Raw genomic sequence first — 19,060 nt, 5'->3', positions numbered from 1 at the left:
AGTGCCGAAGTGGCGAAATCGGTAGACGCAGTTGATTCAAAATCAACCGTAGAAATACGTGCCGGTTCGAGTCCGGCCTTCGGCACCATTAGTACTTCCAAGACCATCCGAGAAAATCCAGCAAACCCTTTAAAATCAATGCCTGTAGCGGTTTTTCTGTCCTGAGCTGTCCGAGCTAGTCCGTTGAAATCCGGATGCTATTGGGGGCATAATTGGGGGCATCTTAACTTCGATTAGAAATGTGCCCCCAAATGAAGCTCAACGCCAGACAGGTCGAGACAGCAAAGCCAAAAGAGAAAACCTACAAAATGGCCGATGGCGGCGGTTTGTATCTCGAGGTTTCGGCTAAGGGTTCTAAATACTGGCGCATGAAATACAGACGCCCCTCTGACAAAAAAGAGGATCGCCTCGCTTTTGGTGTTTGGCCCATGGTGACACTTGCTCAGGCAAGAGCAAAGCGTGACGAGGCTAAAAAGCTCTTAGTGCAGGGCATTGACCCAAAAGCCGAGCAGAAAGAAGCTCAGGCTGAGAATTCGGGCGCATACACTTTCGAGACAATTGCTCGTGAATGGCATGCCAGTAATAAGCGCTGGAGTGAAGACCATCGATCACGCATTCTGCGCTATCTTGAGCTTTATATTTTTCCTCATATCGGTTCGTCCGACATTCGGCAGCTTAAAACCAGCCACCTGTTAGCCCCGATTAAAAAAGTTGATGCCAGTGGCAAACACGATGTCGCTCAGCGCCTGCAACAGCGCGTCACGGCCATTATGCGTTATGCCGTACAGAACGATTACATCGACTCTAATCCAGCCAGTGACATGGCCGGTGCGTTATCTACAACCAAAGCACGACACTATCCAGCTTTACCCTCTAGCCGCTTCTCTGAGTTTCTTGCACGTCTTGCTGCATATCGTGGTCGTGTAATGACAAGGATCGCGGTCGAGCTTTCCTTACTAACTTTTGTACGTTCCAGTGAGTTACGTTTCGCGCGATGGGATGAGTTCGACTTCGATAAATCTCTTTGGCGTATACCTGCAAAGCGAGAAGAAATTAAAGGCGTGCGTTACTCGTATCGTGGCATGAAGATGAAAGAGGAGCATATCGTTCCTCTTAGTCGACAGGCGATGGTTTTGTTAGAGCAACTCAAGCAGATTAGTGGCGATAAAGAGTTACTTTTTCCAGGGGATCACGACGCGGCCAAAGTTATGAGTGAGAACACAGTAAATAGCGCCTTGCGTGCGATGGGGTATGACACGAAAACTGAGGTCTGTGGGCATGGATTTAGGACGATGGCGCGTGGCGCGCTTGGTGAATCAGGCTTATGGAGCGATGACGCGATAGAACGGCAGTTGAGTCATACAGAGCGTAACAATGTGCGTGCAGCATATATTCATACCTCTGAGCATTTAGACGAACGTAGATTAATGGTTCAATGGTGGGCTGATTTTCTTGAGGCCAATCGAAATAACTCTGTTACACCTTATGAATTTGCTAAATTCATGGGGAAATAATGTAACTGAAATATTATACATTAACTAATTTGGTAATTGTGTGAGAGAATTATATAATAATAAATTGAAATGCTCTTTTAAAATGCGGGAAAACCTCAACCAAGGGGCATTATTTTAGAGCGAGGTGCAATGGCCATTCTGAGATGATAGTGAAAAAACAAAAAGTGTTCAAACGGTATGGCTTTTGTTATAGAAACCAGCCGACTAACTCTGTTCATTACAGTTTTAGTCGGTGTGGTTTTATCATTTTTTAGATACATTACTAGTCTGGATCGTAATTCCTTCTATAAAACTTTTTTTCAACTTTTCCTTTTCCTTTTGACTTAAATCTGTAACTCCATTAATTCCTAATAAATTAAGCAATTGGTATTTTATTTCTAGGATATCTACTAATTGGTCAGAAAAAACATCTAGGTCATCATGGTTAAATTGCACATATGATAAACGTTCAATGAGTAAATTAGCAGTATGTACTGCAAATGATTTTATATTTTTATCATGTGAAGTTAAATCATTTTTTATGGATTCTATGTTCTTCTTAATATCATTAACTTGTTCCTCATACTTACCGGAGAATCCTATGTTAACATTTGAACCAACTAACCTTGCTTTGAGGTGTTTCTTTTTGATTTGAGATGTGGTTATCTTAATTTCAATTAGTAAACACGATATGGATTTTTTTATTTTTTGATAGTTATCCTTTGGGCATTCAAAATCAATACGACTGAAGCTTAACGCTTTAATTTGCTGAGAAATATCCTGATCCTCAATTGAAATGTTTTCCCAGCTGTGAGAGAATTTATTTCTTATTTTTCTAAGAAGTTCAAGATCTTTGTATTGACCCTCTGTTATTAGTCCCAAGGAAAAACAGGCTTTTATTCGTGAAGAAAATGTTCCAAGGGGGGCATTAAACCCTTCGATTAATTCTTTAGACGCTTTGTTATCGAGCATGAACGTCAAAAGCATTTTACCTAAGGCGTCTTCAGAGAAAGCCGCTAGAGACAATATTAGGCCTCTTTCATCTAGGCTGTCCAAATAACCGTTCAGTTTGTTTAGATCATTAAATAAATTATCTTTATCCATTTCTTCTGCCTTATAAATATTTTGAATAAACTATAAGTTGGTTGTTATCATATTTTTATTTTTTTGTAAAACCATTTAAAAATCAATAATTTATTAAATAATTATATTGTTCCCATCTTAAATTTCCTCCTTATTAATTAAGGGGTTTCCTGCGAGAATGAGTTGTAATAGTAAAAATCCATACTATCCTTCTCGAATTTTTTATTTACTTTATCAGAAACTGCTTGGCATTGCTTTTTAAGTTCGTTAAGATTATTTGCGCGAATTAGTTTTTCAATATTGATTTCATAATCATTAAATGTCATAGCGTTATTTTGATATGTAAAGGAGCCCCTGGCAACGCAAGTGAGGCAAATTGAAAAAGATGAGAAAATTAAAGGGATGGCGATAAATATTCTTAATTCCTTTGAAGAGTCAATGTTATCATCGTGTTCTGGAATCTCTAAGCGAAGAGCTGGATAGCCGCCCGGAACCTTACTAATTAAGGTATGCATCCTTTCAATATCTTTTTGTTTGCGAATTAATTCATTTATACTTACTTTACAATTTTTATCTACTCTAAAGTATGAAGCAACTTGTATCAAAGCCAAGGCTATCTGTTCTGCCTTTATTATTTCGTTAGTAATTGGATTCGCAGAAAATGAATTATCCGAGGCTAAAAAGGATGTCTCGTTACCCTCATTGTTTTTTATTGTTAACTTCAGATCTCCGCTTGGGGCATTTAAGATCTTCATTAATAACAGTAATTCTCTAATGTCAGCTAAATGAAAAGGCTTATCATATGATTCAAAATCTATTTTCAATTTGTTATTTTTAATACCAACCAGTAAATCGAAAAAGTCCGAGCAAATTCTAAAGCTTGCCAGATCCCTTGGAGCATTAAGTGCAATAGGAGAAACGAAAAATTCACACTTAAAAGAGACATCTTCTTTTTCATCTTCGAATATTATAGAGCCTGTTGAGAATGCTTCAACAGATCTTATTTCGATTATTGCTTGTTCAGCTGTCAGTTCTTCCATCTGAAAATTAATATCAAATCGAGTATCCCAACCGCGAACATCTTTTACATTTATTCTGGTCGGATATCCAAGCGTGGCACTAATAAGAGACTTATAATCCTCATTATTATCAACTTTGAAATTGAATGCATAGCGGCTTTCGTTATATCCTACATTACCTAAATCTCTCAATTTATCTTCACTATATTTTTTCATTCCATGAGGAATATGTTTTTCAATAGCATTTTTGAGTGCATATTCATTAGTCAGGTCTATCTCATCCTCATCAGAGTAATTTACCGTGAAAGAAAGTTTGTGAAGTGGTGATTTTTTTCCTATATCATTTTGACGAATCCGCTTCAGAACCTGAAACATGATATCACTATTAATGTGGACAAGGTAAGCTGATTCGATATTAGCATTCTTATTATAACGCGCAAAAAAGAAAAAACAGGGTAGAGGTGTGTCACAGAAACGTTTCATGTTAGAAAGTTTGACCTGTACACCTTTCTTTTCTCCGTCAGAAGACTTTATCTGCACTAAACATTGTATAGGCTGTTCATTCAAACTATTCAGTAAGGCTATACCACCTAACAGAGGAAATTCGACAATGGCATCCCACCCTCCGGAATCATCCTCAGAGGAGCTGTTGTAAATCAAGCCAGATGCATTGCAAAGTCTGTCAAAATCACCACGTCCCATATTACCAACTTTTCTTCGACTCATAAACTCATCCCTCTTTCATATGTACGATACTAGGTTTAGCTTACCCCAATGCAGGAAAAACTATGAAGTGTCGGGCTGAAAAATATTAGCTTGATGCGCTTGCTTACAGGGGGCCAATGAGGATCAACTGTGGATACTCCCGAGTTGATTTTTAACGTCCCAACGTATTTTTTCCGGAGCTCAAACCTTGAGCTCGTATTCACAATAATCACATTACCATCATGATTATTAAAAGTGAGATGTCAGCGATCATTACTAAAACGGTATACACATTCCTGCGCGCAATGCCCCGCCCGCCTGCCCGCTTCGCTTAACAGACTGGTTTTCATGCACCCCGTAAATCGTCTCAGAAGCCACCACACAAGGGCTTTCGCGTCAAAAATGGCGCATGAGACTCATGCGTTTTCATGCGCCATAGATATGCACTCATACGCTCTCAGGCCAGCCAGGAAAAAGGCGTAAAAAATCCCGGTACTGGACCGGGACTTCGTGGTCGTATTTTGCTAATCAGACAGGAATTTGCTGACGGTTTGACAGCTTTGACGCGGAGCCATAGCGATTGAGAGTTTGCTGTTGTTTTTCCGGTATTTTTGCTTTGTCTGATTCCTGTTCATTGCACCGAGGCTTCATAATTATCGTATCCACGCTTTCCAGTGCGGTAAATGTGCAGGAACATTCCAGATTCTGGCACTGATACCATGAGCGTTTAACCGACGGAGCTTCATAGGCGCTGGTTCTGGCGTGAGCGACCGCGCCACATTCAGGACACTTCAGGGCCATATCAGCACACTCCTTTTTCATTAAGTCGGTTAAGGCGGGCCAGGAAAACTTTATGTTGTGCCGGGGTGAAACTGGCTGAAGCATCAGCGCGCATTGATGCATCCACCGTTAATCCGGTTTCGTCGATAATGCTCTTATATGCTGCTGAAATTACCGGAGTACGCATTTCCGTTTGTCGGGCTACAGCGGTTCGTAATATTTTCATTGCCGCCTCAAGCCCGTATGGAGCGCAAAGAAAAGGAGCCAGAGCGTCAGTGAGTGCATCACCATGCTCGCTCATGAAGTTTTCCGTTGCGCTTGTAACACAACTCTCCAGCACAATCTGATGAGCATAAAGACCATCCCGTGCAGCACAGTTAATCTGCCATTCGAGGACTGCAAGACGCTCACGAAGATCCTCAAGCTGGCTGGCATATGCTGCCGGTTTTTCTTCAGTATCCAGCAGAGCCGCCAGACGAAGCTGGTAGGTACTTTGCGTATTACGTAGTGTCAGCCAGCTTTTTATCGCCGAGCGGTAATCGTTGAGTGCTTCCTGAGTAATGGTTCCGGCATTCATTTCTTCTCGCCCCCTTTAACCATGTCACGCTGTTTAAGCATCCGTGAACGCGCTGCAGGGCTGGGGGATTGTCTGGCATCCTGGATGGCTTTATCGTCCGCATAAATGCTGATCCCCGGCAGGGTAATATCATCGGTTGAAGATACGTTACAGGACAGTGCCGGAGTGGTGAGTTGCTCGCTGATAAATTGCTTCAGCACACTTTCGGGGTCGTTTACGGTATGAACTACACCGATAACAGCAGAAGCGCTTCGGCCCAGAGTCATTTTCAGCAGTCCAAGGATCTGAATAAGTTTCTGACCGTGTTCCTTCATAAACTCATTCCAGAGCCACACTGCATGAGTTTCAATCAGGCGATTATGTTCGCTGATGTAGTGGTTTGCAGCATCCGCAGTTTTCCAGGGCAGGAATTCATTTTCTGCCGCCTGAGCTGCCAGCAAATCTTCGAACTCATCCAGTGTTTCGCGTCCGAGGGCGATTTCTGCCCGCAGTTTTTTCATGCGTGGCGTCATATTTCCCTGATTCTCACGAAACAGGTTTCGCCATTCATCATTAAGCGCCTGCGTTTCCGTTTTTGTATCTTCCTGACGTTTACGGATAGTTTCAATCATTGCAGCAGCTTCAGTTTGTTTTCGCCGTTCTTCCTGCCAGACAGCTTTTGCTGCCTTAACTTTATCCACCGCTTCGCGAATTTTCGGTGGGAGGGAGGGTGTAATGTTTGCATCAGGGATCTGGTTAACAGTAGTCATGACTGCTCCGGTAGTGTTTTGTTGTTGTGTCAATTGTGCCGGGGTCCATACAAGCGCACTACCGAGGAGGATTGTGTCAGTGACTGAACAATGACCTTGTTCTGGCTAGCCAGAGAAAGGTGTCATGTCTGATCTACACGCTTCCTTTAATACATACTATTCACTACTGTTCACTTCAATAAAAATATAGTAAATACATGTGGTTAAGTGGTGTAGTGTTTTAATTAAAGTGATCATCTACTGTTCATGACTGTTCACAGAGATAAAATTAAACATATATTTCTTTTTCATATAAGTCGCGATATTTATTTCAGTTTATTACTGGATCTTTTCTCCTCACCAATATTCACCAGTATTCAATACATATTCTATGTAAAGAATAAAAGATGTCTTATGTCTGTTTAATAATTAAACATTCAACCTCCCTGCACTCAGTTGCATTTCAGGAAAATATTCATAAAAATGAATTTGTCTGATGTTCATTAAACACATCCGGATACATGCGGAAGTAAGATGGTAATTTAATTTCTTTAATCATCAGATTTATTGATACATATGGTGAGCTGTTTATTTTTGGCCGTTTTGGCTCTTTTATTAATCAGGTGTTGTCTTAGTGCTTATGATGTAACGCCCTGAATGATATGGGCTGGTTCAGATTTGAGCTGTGATCCTGCCTAGTGTAATAGACTTTTTTATTATTGATGCTCCTTATTATATTCCATAAAGGAATTGTTTGTTTTTGTTCGTTTCATACGGTTTTTAGCTGTTTTATTTTTTGAGAAATCAACATTTCACACAAAATAAATAAAGCATGCGCGAGCCGCTTATATAAACATAATAAGGAGCTACCTGAATCCGCATGGAATTGCCCGGACTGTTGTAAACATATTAGAGAGGTAGCCAGATGAATAGTATTTCCGTTTCCACCCCGGCACCAGCTGCTCCGGTGCTCCCGGTTCCGGCTCAGCAGGAGCGCTTCATACGATTACCTGAAGTGATGCACCTTTGCGGGCTATCCCGTTCAACCATCTACGACCTTATCAGCCGCGATGCCTTCCCGCAGCAGATATCCCTGGGTGGAAAAAATGTGGCCTGGGTACAGTCGGAGGTCAGTGCATGGATGGCGGCGCGAATTGCTGCCCGCGAGCAAGGAGGCCATGCGTGAAACTTGCTTTGCAGTCTCATCTTCTTTTTTCTGGCTTGCGTCCTGATATCTTTTCCAGGTATAGTTTTCCCGCTGCCGCAAAATCGGCTGCCGGGCGTAGGAACCCGAGTTACTTATTGGCGACACCAGACGCGCCGTGCGTCTTTTTTTACGTCGTTGCTCAGGCACACCCATTTTTCGGGCTGCGGTGCTTATACCTTAGCCCCTTTCAGATAATGGTGGTCCGGGCGGGGCAGCCTTCGGGCTGGCCGGTTTCCAATAAGGCCGGTATTCCTACCCCCGTTCGGGTCACCACCCATGAGCGTAGGAACTCCGGTGGTGGCATTTACCGCTACTTATTGGAGGTTGCCCTTATGGCTACGATCCTCGCCCCGTCACATCCTCAATTTATATTTGTTTTTGCCGCCGTTCGTCGTGCAGAACGTAAACCACGTATCAGTATGCTGCGTATCATCGCCAGCAATGAGCATCATGCACGTCTTTCACTGGTCCATGAGTATGTGCTTTGTCTTGCTGCTCGCCTGCCTGTCCGGGAGGTGATCTAATGAATCACGCCGCAATCTCTTATGACGATATTCTCCGCCTGAAGCATCTTCGTAACGTGGGAGAGTTTGTCACTGGAATGGCTGTTCTTCAGGATTGCTACGAAAAACCTGCCAGTGCTCAATGTGAACAACTGGTTTCCCTGATTTATCTGATGACAGAGCAGCTTGATGGCGTGGTACAGCGTTGCCAGGATGACCTCATGAACATGGAGGTGGTGCAATGAAATCACGCACTCTTTCCCTTTCACTTCGGGTAGCGTTGTATCGCCGCGCGGTAGCCTGCGCCTGGTTGAGTGCCTGCTATCAGCAAAACCGCCATCTGCAGCTCACTCTGGATGAAATTGAAACCGCTATTGCCCGTGAGCTTGAAGGATTTTATCTGCGACAGCACGGGCAAACAAAAGGCATGGAAATCGCCTGCGCCCTGCTTTCAGACCTGATGGAATACGGCCCTCTAATGTCCTGTCCCGCACTCTCCCAGCTCGGAATAGCCGTAATGGATGAGTTATGCGTCCGTCACATCAAAAAGCCGGTTTTACACTGAGGGAGAACTGCGTCATGTCAGGAATGAAAGTCAGTCAGGCCGTGAAGGCTGCCCGCGGTCACTGGGCTCAGATTCTGCCAGCGCTGGGCGTGAATATATTGAAAAATCGCCATCAGCCTTGCCCGGTCTGTGGCGGTAAAGATCGTTTTCGCTTCGACGATCAGGAAGGACGCGGAACATGGTTCTGCAATCAGTGCGGAGCCGGGGATGGTTTAGCGCTTGTCACCAGGGCACTGAATGTGGATATCAGTGAAGCAGCTGACAGGATACATGGACTGACACATGATCTGTCTGTAGTTAATTCCGAGGTCAGGACGTTAACCGCCGATACCGATAGCGGGAAAGATGCAGCGGCAGCACTTGCCGCGCGACTGCTGCAAGCCTCGCGTGAATCTGCCGGAAACACTTATCTTACACATAAAGGTTTCCCGGAGCATATTTGCCATGAGCTGACTTCAGCTCATAAGGCCGGTGGTGTGATGTTCCGCCCCGGTGATTTGATCGTCCCACTCTATAACGCTGACGGGGAGCTGGTGAATATTCAGCTCATCAGTGGCAATGGTAGCAAGTGTTTTCTTAAAGGAGGTCAGGTTAAGGAGGCCTATCATCTGATAGAAGGGGGCGGGAGTTCTGTAAGAAGGATTTGGATTGCGGAAGGTTACGCCACGGCGCTTACCATTCATTATTTGACAGGAGAAGCCGTCATGGTGGCATTTTCGTCGGTCAACTTTCTTTCTCTGAGCAGCGTTGCCCATAATAAGTATCCAGGATATCAGTTAATTATTGCAGCGGACCGCGATCTGAATGGTTCAGGCCAGAACAGGGCTGAAACTGCTGCAAAAGCGAGTCAGTGTGACATTGTGCTGCCACCGGTTTTTGGTGACTGGAATGATGCGCTTACCCAATACGGAGAGGAATCCACCCGGAAGGCAATTCTTGAGGCTTTGAAGCCACATAACGCCAGTCCTTTCGACACAATGAGTGAAGCAGAATTCACAGCGATGAGTGTCAGCGAAAAAGCTCAGAGGGTTCGGGAGCATTACAGGGATGCACTGGCGGTTGATCCGAACGGGCAGCTTTTATCCCGCTACGAGTCTGGAGTGTGGAAAGTTATTTCTCAGTCAGATTTTGCCCGAGATGTCGCAGCCCTTTTCCAGCGCCTCGGGGCACCGTTTTCCTCAGGAAAAATTGCCTCACTGGTGGAAACATTAAAGTTAATTGTTCCGCAGCAGCAAAATCCGTCACGTCATCTGATTGGTTTTCGTAATGGCGTTCTCGATACGCGAACAGGGCTTTTTAGTCCGCACTGTAAAGAGAACTGGCTGCGTACCCTGTGTGAAGTCGATTTCACGCCACCGGTAAAGGGGGAAACGCTTGAAACTCATGCCCCGGCATTCTGGCGTTGGCTGGACCGGGCCGCCGGACACAAGCCAGCAAAACGCGACATTATTCTTGCAGCGTTATTTATGGTGCTGGCGAACCGCTATGACTGGCAGCTCTTTCTGGAAGTGACTGGCCCTGGTGGAAGTGGCAAAAGTATTCTGGCTGAAATTGCGACCATGCTTGCTGGAGAGGATAACGCCACCTCTGCGACCATTGAAACGCTGGAGTCCCCGCGAGAACGTGCGGCTCTGATAGGTTTTTCTCTTATTCGCCTGCCTGATCAGGAGAAGTGGAGCGGCGACGGCGCCGGGCTTAAGGCTATAACTGGTGGCGATGCAGTATCTGTGGACCCCAAATATCAGAATGCTTATTCAACACATATTCCGGCGGTTATCTTGGCCGTAAATAATAATCCTATGCGCTTCACTGATCGCAGTGGTGGTGTGTCCCGCAGGAGAGTTATTCTGCATTTTCCTGAGCAGATAGCACCGGAAGAACGCGATCCGCAGTTGAAAGATAAAATTGCACGAGAACTGGCTGTGATTGTTCGTCAGCTCATGCAGCGTTTCAGCGATCCGATGAGCGCCAGAACATTGCTTCAGTCGCAGCAGAATTCTGATGAGGCTCTCACCATCAAGCGTGATGCTGATCCAGCATTTGATTTTTGTGGCTACCTTGAGGCATTACCTGACACCAACGGTATGTTTATGGGGAACGCCAATATTGTCCCACGCCAGCCACGTACATACCTTTACCATGCCTACCTCGTATACATGGAGGCTAATGGCTATAAAAACACCCTGAGTCTTACGATGTTTGGCAAAGGGTTGCCAGTCATGCTGAAGGAGTACGGGCTACATTATGAGAAACGGCGAACTAATCAGGGAATGCAAACTAACCTCACTTTGAAAGAGGAGAGTAATGCAGACTGGCTGCCCAAGTGTGATGAGCCAATATTAAAATAACGATTAACTAACCCGGCTGATGCCGGGCTTCTTATTGGAAACGCACAAATGTAGAGATAGCTGTTCACTCTTCACCTCGCTGTTAACACATAAACAATTGATATATAAGTTAAAAATGACAGGGTGAATAGTGTGCATGGTTTTGCGAAAAAAAAGTATTTTTTGTAGAGTCAAGTCCCGGTTTGGATCCGTTTAACGGAACCTAACTAGATTGACTATTTCTCTGATGATTTTTGGATAAATAATCAACAAAAATCAAAATGTGAACAGAGAATGGTGGGGGCACAAAAAGGGGCATAATTGAATTAATTATAATTAAATTTCAATTTTTACAATAGGTTAAATGTGTGTGCGAGTCCGGCCTTCGCACCTTCGCACCATCGGAACATCAATAGACATCAACGGACGTTTTTTTATGACTGAAATCCGCGCCACACAAGGCTTTTCGCTATTTTTCGCTCAACCTAAGTCAACCTACATCAACTTACTGATGTGGATACAGCTACAGCTGCGGCTATACCCCGATTCGATAATGTTTGTACCCACACAAAACCCTTGAAAGGCTACAAGGCTGAAATTGTCTAAACCATAGAGATGATTTTTATGATCCAGTCTTTCTCTTGTTGAGATAGTTCCAGTTTGCTCACTCGTGTTAAGAAGGTATTGATCACCTGAACATCCGAATTGGTGAGCCTATTTAATAGAGCGGGTGGTATACCTTTACTAACAATCGCTTTGCGGTGACTTTCGTAGTTTTTATTACTCATTGTTGATCCTAAAAAATCATTGTATGGCGGCATTGATCGTTTCCAGCAACCTTTACTTACTCACTTCGAACTGCATCCTCGTAGACTGTTCCACTACAATAATCGAAAAGGCGCGGATGTCCATTCAGGTATCCCGCTAATACGTATAGCAATAACAATGGCTTATGCGGCGCGCGCTGTTCACCCTTGTGCCAGATTTTTATATTGGCAATTGCCTGCTGTAGCGATTTACTGGAAGCTATTGATATCCCTGGCAGTGAAATAATTGCGATCATGCTCGCAAATTTTCTGCTGTTCAAGCCTGCAAGTGAAGATATATTACCTTGATCTCATTTGTTTTTTTGCTGCCTGTTCTGAGAACGTATAAGGACATTCTCCATGAATAAACTCCCTGATCATCTTCCGCGGCGGTATATCATCGAAGCTATCCATTTATGGGATGCGGGAGAAACTCATCAGTTCCAGCCTGCGCGGTTGTATGAGATTGAATATCATGGCCGACGTTACCCCTCGAAGGCGATTGCTGGCATCGCAGCGACATTGATGACGGGGACGCAATTTACCCCTGCGGATTTCACCGGCGGAATAAAATCTAAATGTGTCAAGCTACTCATAGAGCAGGGATTTCATATTCATCTGGATAAAGCCGCTGCGGCTCCCATAGCCGACGTTCTGTTCCCGGATGAGTTGCCGTCGCAGGAGACATACCTTGAAGGTGCGGCGATAAAGGTGACAGTAAACCGCTATGAACGCGATAAAAAGGCCCGAGATAAAGCGGTCGAACATCATGGATGCCAGTGCAACGTATGCGGTGTTGATCTGGTGAAGATCTATGGTGATATCGCTGAAGGCTTTATCCATGTGCATCACCTGGTGCCGCTGTCAGCCATTAAAGAGGATTACCAGCTGGATCCAGTTAATGATTTGCTGCCTGTGTACCCTAATTGCCATGCGATGTTGCACCGACGCAAACCACCGTTTACGCCGGAGCAGTTAAAAGCGCTGATGGATGCGAATAAATCAAATTAATGAACGCTCACCTTTCGCGCCAAAACTGCAAAATTGCTTCTACAAACTTGTCAGAAATAATCCCCCGACGGGCTGCCGTGCTGAAATGACTGCTTCGCAGTGCCGTCGTCCAGTTCTCCGGTGACCGGTACGCTGAACCGTAATATCCCGTGCTTAAATCGTCCGGGTCTTCATCAGGCGCGTTCGTCAGTCCTCTTTCACCTTGTTGCTGGAAGTCGACGAAAATAATATTGGCTAAAACATTATTTTGATAATTGCCATAAATAACTTCATACGCATGAGGGAAATTTTCTTTCCAGTACCAGGTGGTATCGCCGCAAAACCACGGTGCGTCAGTAATATTATTAAGCTGAGAATGGTATTGTTTTAGATCCCTACGAAAGGCTTCAACCATATGATTAAAGTGTTGAGGGTGTGACGCGTAGTCACTGGTCATTAAGTCAAATTCGCCTTGCATCCAGCATACGCCGAGGAATTTGTTATGCGGATTTTTTGCCAGTGCGGCTCGCGTTCTGCTGACTAAATCCTGGTATAGCGGAGTATCCGTTCCCCAACGACAAGCATCATGGCTGGCTCCGTGCCGTTCTGAATATGTCCCTTCGCTGCCCGCGGTAAAAGCCGATCCGCCACGGCAACACGGAACGATGAGAACCCCTGCATTATCAGGAATAAAGGGCAGTAATTTCCGTGCTATATGCAGTGCCTGGCCAACGGTGCCGTACTGTGTTTGATGATTCGTTGCCAGAGGATGGTGATAACCCTGCATATCCTGAACATCGTGTGGGCAGTGAGTCAGTGGAATCATGTCGTTAAAGTGACATGGCGGGCCTCCGGGATGCGTATGCGCAAATCTCGCTAATTGTTTGATTCTGGGATGAGGCGCATCTTCCCTGTCCGGTAATGGCAGTCCTTCGCCATACGCCATGGCATTAGACTGACCAGCAATGGTAAGAATATAGTAATAATCGGGCGATATTATTGCGTTCATATAAATTTCGCGTAATTGAAATGACAAATTGATAGCAGGGCCCCTTTACCGGGGCCCTGAAGCGTTAGTTTTGTACTGTAACTTTATTATCCTTCACAGAGATCAAAACTGAATCCGTCACCGCTTTGCCGCCTGCAGTTTCACCGCCAATAATCAATAGACTATTATTCCAGGGCAATGATACTCCGTAGGCCCGACCTTGCGATAATTCACCCGATTTATCCCATTTCCCGTTATGCCAAAGATGAATATCAGTGCTATATGATTTTTTCAGGCCTTCATGCGCATAGTTCTTACCGTTCTGGTAATTTTCTCGTGAACCTTTGAATCCGGCCCCTCCGGCAAATATAAGAGAATCATTGCTTATCCCCGCAAAACCGCCAGCTACGCCATCTGGTGATGAGACGGGAGCAAGCTTATTCCATTTTAAATTATTACCGGTGAAATCAAGTTCAAATACGGCATCCGTTCGCAATCCTGGTTTGGCTTCGCCATTAATAAGCCAGGTTTTATCACCTTTATTCACAACCGCCGCACCAGCCGTTCCGTACCAGGGCGATTCGCCAGCGTAACTCCATTGCTGTGTTGAGGGATCAAAAGACAACAGAAACTTATTGAAAAAATAATCTTCTGCTTTTTTGTCAAAATAGTGAGCGTTGATTTTATCTATAGCGGTTGAATCTTTTCCAGCCTCGTTGAGATCTTCAAAATAGCCATTGAAGATATTCTGGTTAACACCGCCAGTAACATAAGCCTTGCCGTTGTGTACAAAAGTTACATGACCCGCCATGCCCATCGGTGCGTGCGACATCAATTTAACCCAACTATTGGTTTTGGGGTTGTATTTGTGTACGTCATTAAATACCTGAGTTAAGCCCTCGCTGTTTTTGCCAATGCCGCCAAACACATACAGATTGCCATCAATAAATGCCGAGGTTGCTTGATCTCTTGGTCCACCAGGGAATGCAGCTAACGCTTTCCATTTTTTATCTTTGGCCTGTGTATCCAGCTTGTACCATGCCGTACCTGCGCTACCTAAACCAATGTAGACAGTGTCGTTATCAATTGCTCCGGTACCACTTTTAAATGGCACAGGAGTTTCCGGTAATACAGACGCGTTTGCGGCAAATGAAGCCATCATGATAGCAAGCGCCGTTATTGTTTTATTCATTGTGACTGTCTCCTGTCTACTACAGTTTAAATGACACACCAATGCGATAACTGTTTTCCGATAAATTATCTCTGCCGTTGTAAACACCCTGACGGTCAAGGTAGTCATATTCTATGTATGGCGTAATATCCGGCGTCATATGGTATTGTAGAACAAATGCATTTTCCGTCGCCCATTTCTTATGGTTTGCATAGCGATAATCGTTCTGTTTGCTGTATAGCGTCGTTTGCCATGCGAAGGTGAAATCACTATTAATATGGTAAGTGACATATCCATCCCAACGATGAACGTTATCACGAGACATATCACCGGATAAGTCTTGTTGTCGGTAAGCTTTCCAGTCGTAACGATAGCGAATGCCAAAATTAAGATCTTTTGTCGCGTCCCAGGACAGTTTTACGTAGGGTCCGTAGCGTGTGCCGTTGCTGCTAAAATGCGTTAACATTCCCGGGCGCACCGTCCATTGATCATCAAGTTTAATCGCGTAATTAACATCAACCTGAACATCATTGAGTGCGGCATTTTCCTTTTTATTATCATGAATGGTATTCCAGGTATTACTTTCCATACTTGCCCACCATCCATTTTGCCATCCCTCACTGACTTTGAGTCGAGTCTCATAGGCGTGGCTTCCACTACGATATCCACCACGTACGTCCAGTGTCGCAGCTTGAGAAATTAATGGTGACGAAAAGCACAGTAATAATACGCCAGAAAGTATTTTAGCCTTTTTCATAAATTTCACTCATTTGTAGGAAACAGAAAGCAATACAAAGCCCGCATAAACAATTAGCATTTATGTTGTGTAATATTTTTTTGCCAGGCTTATAGTGTCTTTGGCAACCGGTAGCTGTATTTTATATTTTTTGTATAAGGTCTCCTGTGAAAAATCTCTTTTCACATTATTTAAATAAACAGAGAGCCAGATTAAATACCTGAGTATAAAATCTCTTCTGATGTTTAATTGATTTGAATGTTCGTAAGCTATATCACTTACTCAATCCATTTTACCCAGAGTCATAAAATAGAGTGTCTGTTGATCTCATTTTCATATTCCTTTCAGACTGAAGTGCATTTTCATCACCCGATGTGAAAGAACTGAAGTGATGTTTGCCATAGATTGCGAGATGCCCTGTCTCATTGACTATCTTGGTGCACCTTTATACCTGTTATACCAGATCAAAAATCACGCAATCCATACAACAAAACCAGATTTGCAATTCGTGTCACAAAATATGTCGATATTTTTCTAAGAAGAAGATGCCATGTGAAGCCAAACGAACACTTGCGGAGGCCTTCACAAACCAAGGGTTGTTATTTAATTATCTGTTTTATAAGTAATTTATTTAGAGTATAAACAAGGAAAGATTTGCAAGATAACTCAGTGGGCGTGGTGAAAATAAGTGTTTACCCGCCATCAGGCTGAGCATAATTCTCATCATGAAATATGTTTCCTGGTTTGTGGCTTGTAGCTGGTCACTCCTGAAGTCTCTCTGGAGAGGCTTGTTGATGTTGGTGTTTTCAGGATGATGTTTCACTTAGCTTGTTTGCCGAATAGCCCGGCGAACAGCTGTGATTGAGGAAGGTTTAAGTCGCAGTGACCAAAGCCATATTTACCAACGGATGCAGATGAAAAAATCATCTCCTGCTTTCCCCCATATCTCCAGGATAAAAAGGAATGTAACAATCTCATGAACTAAACTGACGAACCAGCCAGGAATAATCGCTAGGGACCTAAGAATTAGCCTGATAATAGCTACTAAGAAATTACTGCGTTCCATGAAATAGCCATTTTGTGGCAAATGGAGTTGTCTAATAATGTCATATGTGAGACGGATAGTTGAACGAATATTAAATTTTGCTGAATTTTTTATGTTGATTTTACTTGTTACAGAACATATCACATGATATATAGATAAGATTAGTTGCATTAATGATGAGGGTTATTATTAGATTCGTATCCGATTGATAAATATATAAAGGTACATAGCATGCAAGAGCATAGCGTTTGTATGGCAACGTTATTATAAGTAACTGTTGCTACTCCATTTAAGTTCACTCAGAAGAACTGGTCCACTTACGTTAGTTATTAAGCAAACGTTCGCTTTTATAAACATAATCAGGATAAAAATGTTGGATTATTGCTAACCCAGCACAGCTAGTGCGCGTCTGTAATTATAAGGGAAAAACGATGAAGAATAAGGCTGATAACAAAAAAAGGAACTTCCTGACCCATAGTGAAATCGAATCACTCCTTAAAGCAGCAAATACCGGGCCTCATGCAGCACGTAATTATTGTCTGACTTTGCTTTGTTTTATTCATGGTTTCCGGGCGAGTGAAATTTGTCGATTGAGGATTTCGGATATTGATCTTAAGGCAAAGTGTATATATATCCATCGATTAAAAAAAGGCTTTTCAACAACGCACCCGCTATTGAACAAAGAAGTTCAGGCTTTAAAAAACTGGTTGAGTATCCGTACTTCGTACCCGCATGCTGAGAGCGAATGGGTATTTTTATCGCGTAAGGGAAATCCGCTTTCTCGGCAACAGTTTTACCATATTATCTCGACTTCCGGTGGTAATGCCGGGTTGTCACTGGAGATTCATCCGCACATGTTACGCCATTCGTGTGGTTTTGCTTTGGCGAATATGGGAATAGATACGCGACTTATCCAGGATTATCTTGGGCATCGCAATATTCGTCATACTGTCTGGTATACCGCCAGCAATGCAGGGCGTTTTTACGGCATCTGGGATAGAGCCAGAGGACGACAGCGTCACGCTGTTTTATAGAGATAGTTGAGATACCAGGGATGGTGTTAAAAACTACATTATTCTTACGATATATCAAAAATGATTAACCATTTATTAATTGATGTTATTGTAAGTGTGATTATTAATTTTCATAATAAACATTAAGTTAACCATATCCATACAAAATACAATGGTTTATGTTCTTAAAAATAAATAAACAAAATCATTCATAAATTTACACATCACTTAAATTCTCCTGTTTCCGCACTTTTTTCTTTATTTTTTAAGCAACTGGAAGTTAATCCACTGCAATCTATTGTTATATTGAATCAAATCAATGAAAATAGATGTTATCACATCAGTGATATTTTATTTTTGTATGATATTTAATGTAATTGACTGATAGCCACATCACTTCGTGTGTGGTTATCTTTTTATCTATTGGGCTAATTTTGACCGATTGAGGTTTCCTATAGGTATTCATTCAAATATATCTCAGTCAGGAGTACTACTATTGTGAGTAAACGTCGTTATCTTACCGGTAAAGAAGTTCAGGCCATGATGCAGGCGGTTTGTTACGGGGCAACGGGAGCCAGAGATTATTGTCTTATTCTGTTGGCATATCGGCATGGGATGCGTATTAGTGAACTGCTTGATCTGCATTATCAGGATCTTGACCTTAATGAAGGTCGAATAAATATTCGCCGACTGAAGAACGGATTTTCTACCGTTCACCCGTTACGTTTTGATGAGCGTGAAGCCGTGGAACGCTGGACCCAGGAACGTGCTAACTGGAAAGGCGCTGACCGGACCGACGCTATATTTATTTCTCGCCGTGGGAGTCGGCTTTCTCGCCAGCAGGCCTATCGCATTATTCGCGATGCCGGTATTGAAGCTGGAACCGTAACGCAGACTCATCCTCATATGTTAAGGCATGCTTGCGGTTATGAACTGGCGGAGCGTGGTGCAGATACTCGTTTAATTCAGGATTATCTCGGGCATCGAAATATTCGCCATACTGTACGTTATACCGCCAGTAATGCTGCTCGTTTTGCCGGATTATGGGAAAGAAATAATCTCATAAACGAAAAATTAAAAAGAGAAGAGGTTTGATTTAACTCATTGATAATAAAGTTAAAAAACAAATAAATACAAGACAATTGGGGCCAAACTGTCCATATCATAAATAAGTTACGTATTTTTTCTCAAGCATAAAAATATTAAAAAACGACAAAAAGCATCTAACTGTTTGATATGTAAATTATTTCTCTTGTAAATTAATTTCACATCACCTCCGCTATATGTAAAGCTAACGTTTCTGTGGCTCGACGCATCTTCCTCA

General features: G+C 43.2%; 17 protein-coding genes, 1 tRNA gene and 1 pseudogene. 10 read left to right on the top strand and 9 right to left on the bottom strand.

Going from position 1 to position 19,060, the window contains the following annotated elements:
• The first annotated feature begins 3 nt into the window (after nt 1-3).
• Nucleotides 4-88, top strand: a tRNA-Leu gene (locus ACJHYD_RS07400).
• Nucleotides 89-251: 163 nt separating this feature from the next.
• Nucleotides 252-1,514 (top strand): tyrosine-type recombinase/integrase, encoded by a 1,263-nt coding sequence (locus ACJHYD_RS07395; protein WP_000772685.1) that lies wholly within the window; start codon nt 252-254, stop codon nt 1,512-1,514.
• 243 nt (nt 1,515-1,757) lie between these two features.
• Here the strand turns inward: ACJHYD_RS07395 and ACJHYD_RS07390 are convergent, their stop codons facing one another.
• From ACJHYD_RS07390 to ACJHYD_RS07370, 5 genes are all read right to left on the bottom strand, one after another.
• Nucleotides 1,758-2,597, bottom strand: a complete 840-nt coding sequence (locus ACJHYD_RS07390; RefSeq protein WP_088759221.1) for an MltR family transcriptional regulator — start codon at nt 2,595-2,597, stop codon at nt 1,758-1,760.
• Nucleotides 2,598-2,734: 137 nt separating this feature from the next.
• Nucleotides 2,735-4,321 (bottom strand): hypothetical protein, encoded by a 1,587-nt coding sequence (locus tag ACJHYD_RS07385; RefSeq protein WP_088759220.1) that lies wholly within the window; start codon nt 4,319-4,321, stop codon nt 2,735-2,737.
• 507 nt (nt 4,322-4,828) lie between these two features.
• Nucleotides 4,829-5,101 (bottom strand): ogr/Delta-like zinc finger family protein, encoded by a 273-nt coding sequence (locus ACJHYD_RS07380; RefSeq protein ID WP_001185332.1) that lies wholly within the window; start codon nt 5,099-5,101, stop codon nt 4,829-4,831.
• 1 nt (nt 5,102) lies between these two features.
• Nucleotides 5,103-5,657, bottom strand: a complete 555-nt coding sequence (locus ACJHYD_RS07375) for a phage polarity suppression protein (protein WP_000991130.1) — start codon at nt 5,655-5,657, stop codon at nt 5,103-5,105.
• The gene (locus ACJHYD_RS07370; protein ID WP_000214377.1) at nt 5,654-6,406 is read right to left on the bottom strand and encodes a hypothetical protein; all 753 of its coding nucleotides are present in this window, start codon (nt 6,404-6,406) and stop codon (nt 5,654-5,656) included. The genes ACJHYD_RS07375 and ACJHYD_RS07370 overlap by 4 nt, the downstream gene beginning before the upstream one ends.
• A gap of 904 nt (nt 6,407-7,310) precedes the next feature.
• On the opposite strand from ACJHYD_RS07370, the gene ACJHYD_RS07365 reads away from it, so the two are divergent.
• Genes ACJHYD_RS07365 through ACJHYD_RS07345 form a run of 5 tightly spaced genes read left to right on the top strand, consistent with a single transcriptional unit; the run spans nt 7,311 to nt 11,008 of the window.
• Complete coding sequence (locus ACJHYD_RS07365; RefSeq protein WP_001084853.1) at nt 7,311-7,571, top strand: helix-turn-helix transcriptional regulator; 261 nt, start codon at nt 7,311-7,313, stop codon at nt 7,569-7,571.
• Nucleotides 7,568-8,116, top strand: a complete 549-nt coding sequence (locus ACJHYD_RS07360; protein ID WP_000761643.1) for a host cell division inhibitor Icd-like protein — start codon at nt 7,568-7,570, stop codon at nt 8,114-8,116. Before ACJHYD_RS07365 ends, ACJHYD_RS07360 begins: the two co-directional genes overlap by 4 nt.
• On the top strand, nt 8,116-8,340 hold the full coding sequence (locus tag ACJHYD_RS07355) for a hypothetical protein (RefSeq protein ID WP_001014979.1): 225 nt from the start codon (nt 8,116-8,118) through the stop codon (nt 8,338-8,340). Before ACJHYD_RS07360 ends, ACJHYD_RS07355 begins: the two co-directional genes overlap by 1 nt.
• A complete protein-coding gene (locus ACJHYD_RS07350) occupies nt 8,337-8,660 on the top strand; it encodes a DUF5375 family protein (RefSeq protein ID WP_000842358.1) in 324 nt (107 codons plus the stop codon). Before ACJHYD_RS07355 ends, ACJHYD_RS07350 begins: the two co-directional genes overlap by 4 nt.
• Nucleotides 8,661-8,674: 14 nt before the next feature.
• Nucleotides 8,675-11,008 (top strand): primase-helicase zinc-binding domain-containing protein, encoded by a 2,334-nt coding sequence (locus ACJHYD_RS07345; protein WP_109553739.1) that lies wholly within the window; start codon nt 8,675-8,677, stop codon nt 11,006-11,008.
• A gap of 859 nt (nt 11,009-11,867) precedes the next feature.
• Here the strand turns inward: ACJHYD_RS07345 and ACJHYD_RS07340 are convergent.
• A pseudogene (locus ACJHYD_RS07340) lies at nt 11,868-12,017 on the bottom strand (restriction endonuclease); the annotation flags it as partial.
• A gap of 136 nt (nt 12,018-12,153) precedes the next feature.
• Between ACJHYD_RS07340 and ACJHYD_RS07335 the strand changes: the two are divergent.
• Nucleotides 12,154-12,804 carry an HNH endonuclease gene (locus ACJHYD_RS07335; protein ID WP_001037966.1) on the top strand — a complete coding sequence of 217 codons (651 nt, stop codon included), beginning with the start codon at nt 12,154-12,156 and terminating at the stop codon, nt 12,802-12,804.
• Between the two features lie 7 nt (nt 12,805-12,811).
• Here ACJHYD_RS07335 and ACJHYD_RS07330 read toward each other — a convergent pair whose 3' ends face one another.
• The 3 genes from ACJHYD_RS07330 to nanC all read right to left on the bottom strand — a co-directional run bounded on the left by ACJHYD_RS07330 (nt 12,812) and on the right by nanC (nt 15,699).
• Entirely contained in the window at nt 12,812-13,792 is a 981-nt protein-coding gene (locus ACJHYD_RS07330; RefSeq protein ID WP_000991415.1) for a sialate O-acetylesterase, read from the bottom strand.
• Between the two features lie 64 nt (nt 13,793-13,856).
• Entirely contained in the window at nt 13,857-14,963 is a 1,107-nt protein-coding gene (gene nanM / locus ACJHYD_RS07325; protein WP_001341302.1) for an N-acetylneuraminate epimerase, read from the bottom strand.
• Between the two features lie 19 nt (nt 14,964-14,982).
• Nucleotides 14,983-15,699 carry an N-acetylneuraminic acid outer membrane channel NanC gene (nanC, locus tag ACJHYD_RS07320; RefSeq protein WP_001443018.1) on the bottom strand — a complete coding sequence of 239 codons (717 nt, stop codon included), beginning with the start codon at nt 15,697-15,699 and terminating at the stop codon, nt 14,983-14,985.
• A gap of 1,455 nt (nt 15,700-17,154) precedes the next feature.
• Between nanC and fimB the strand changes: the two genes are divergently transcribed.
• Together fimB and fimE are read left to right on the top strand one after the other, a co-directional pair.
• Nucleotides 17,155-17,757 (top strand): type 1 fimbria switch DNA invertase FimB, encoded by a 603-nt coding sequence (fimB, locus tag ACJHYD_RS07315; protein ID WP_000790583.1) that lies wholly within the window; start codon nt 17,155-17,157, stop codon nt 17,755-17,757.
• 477 nt (nt 17,758-18,234) lie between these two features.
• Nucleotides 18,235-18,831, top strand: a complete 597-nt coding sequence (gene fimE, locus ACJHYD_RS07310; protein ID WP_000044711.1) for a type 1 fimbria switch DNA invertase FimE — start codon at nt 18,235-18,237, stop codon at nt 18,829-18,831.
• Nucleotides 18,832-19,060: the final 229 nt, after the last annotated feature.

Source organism: Escherichia sp. WS1368, from assembly GCF_046487485.1.
GTDB classification, from domain to species: domain Bacteria; phylum Pseudomonadota; class Gammaproteobacteria; order Enterobacterales; family Enterobacteriaceae; genus Escherichia; species Escherichia coli.
Note: the sequence above shows the minus strand (reverse complement) of the source record. Positions and strands in the feature narration are given on the sequence as shown.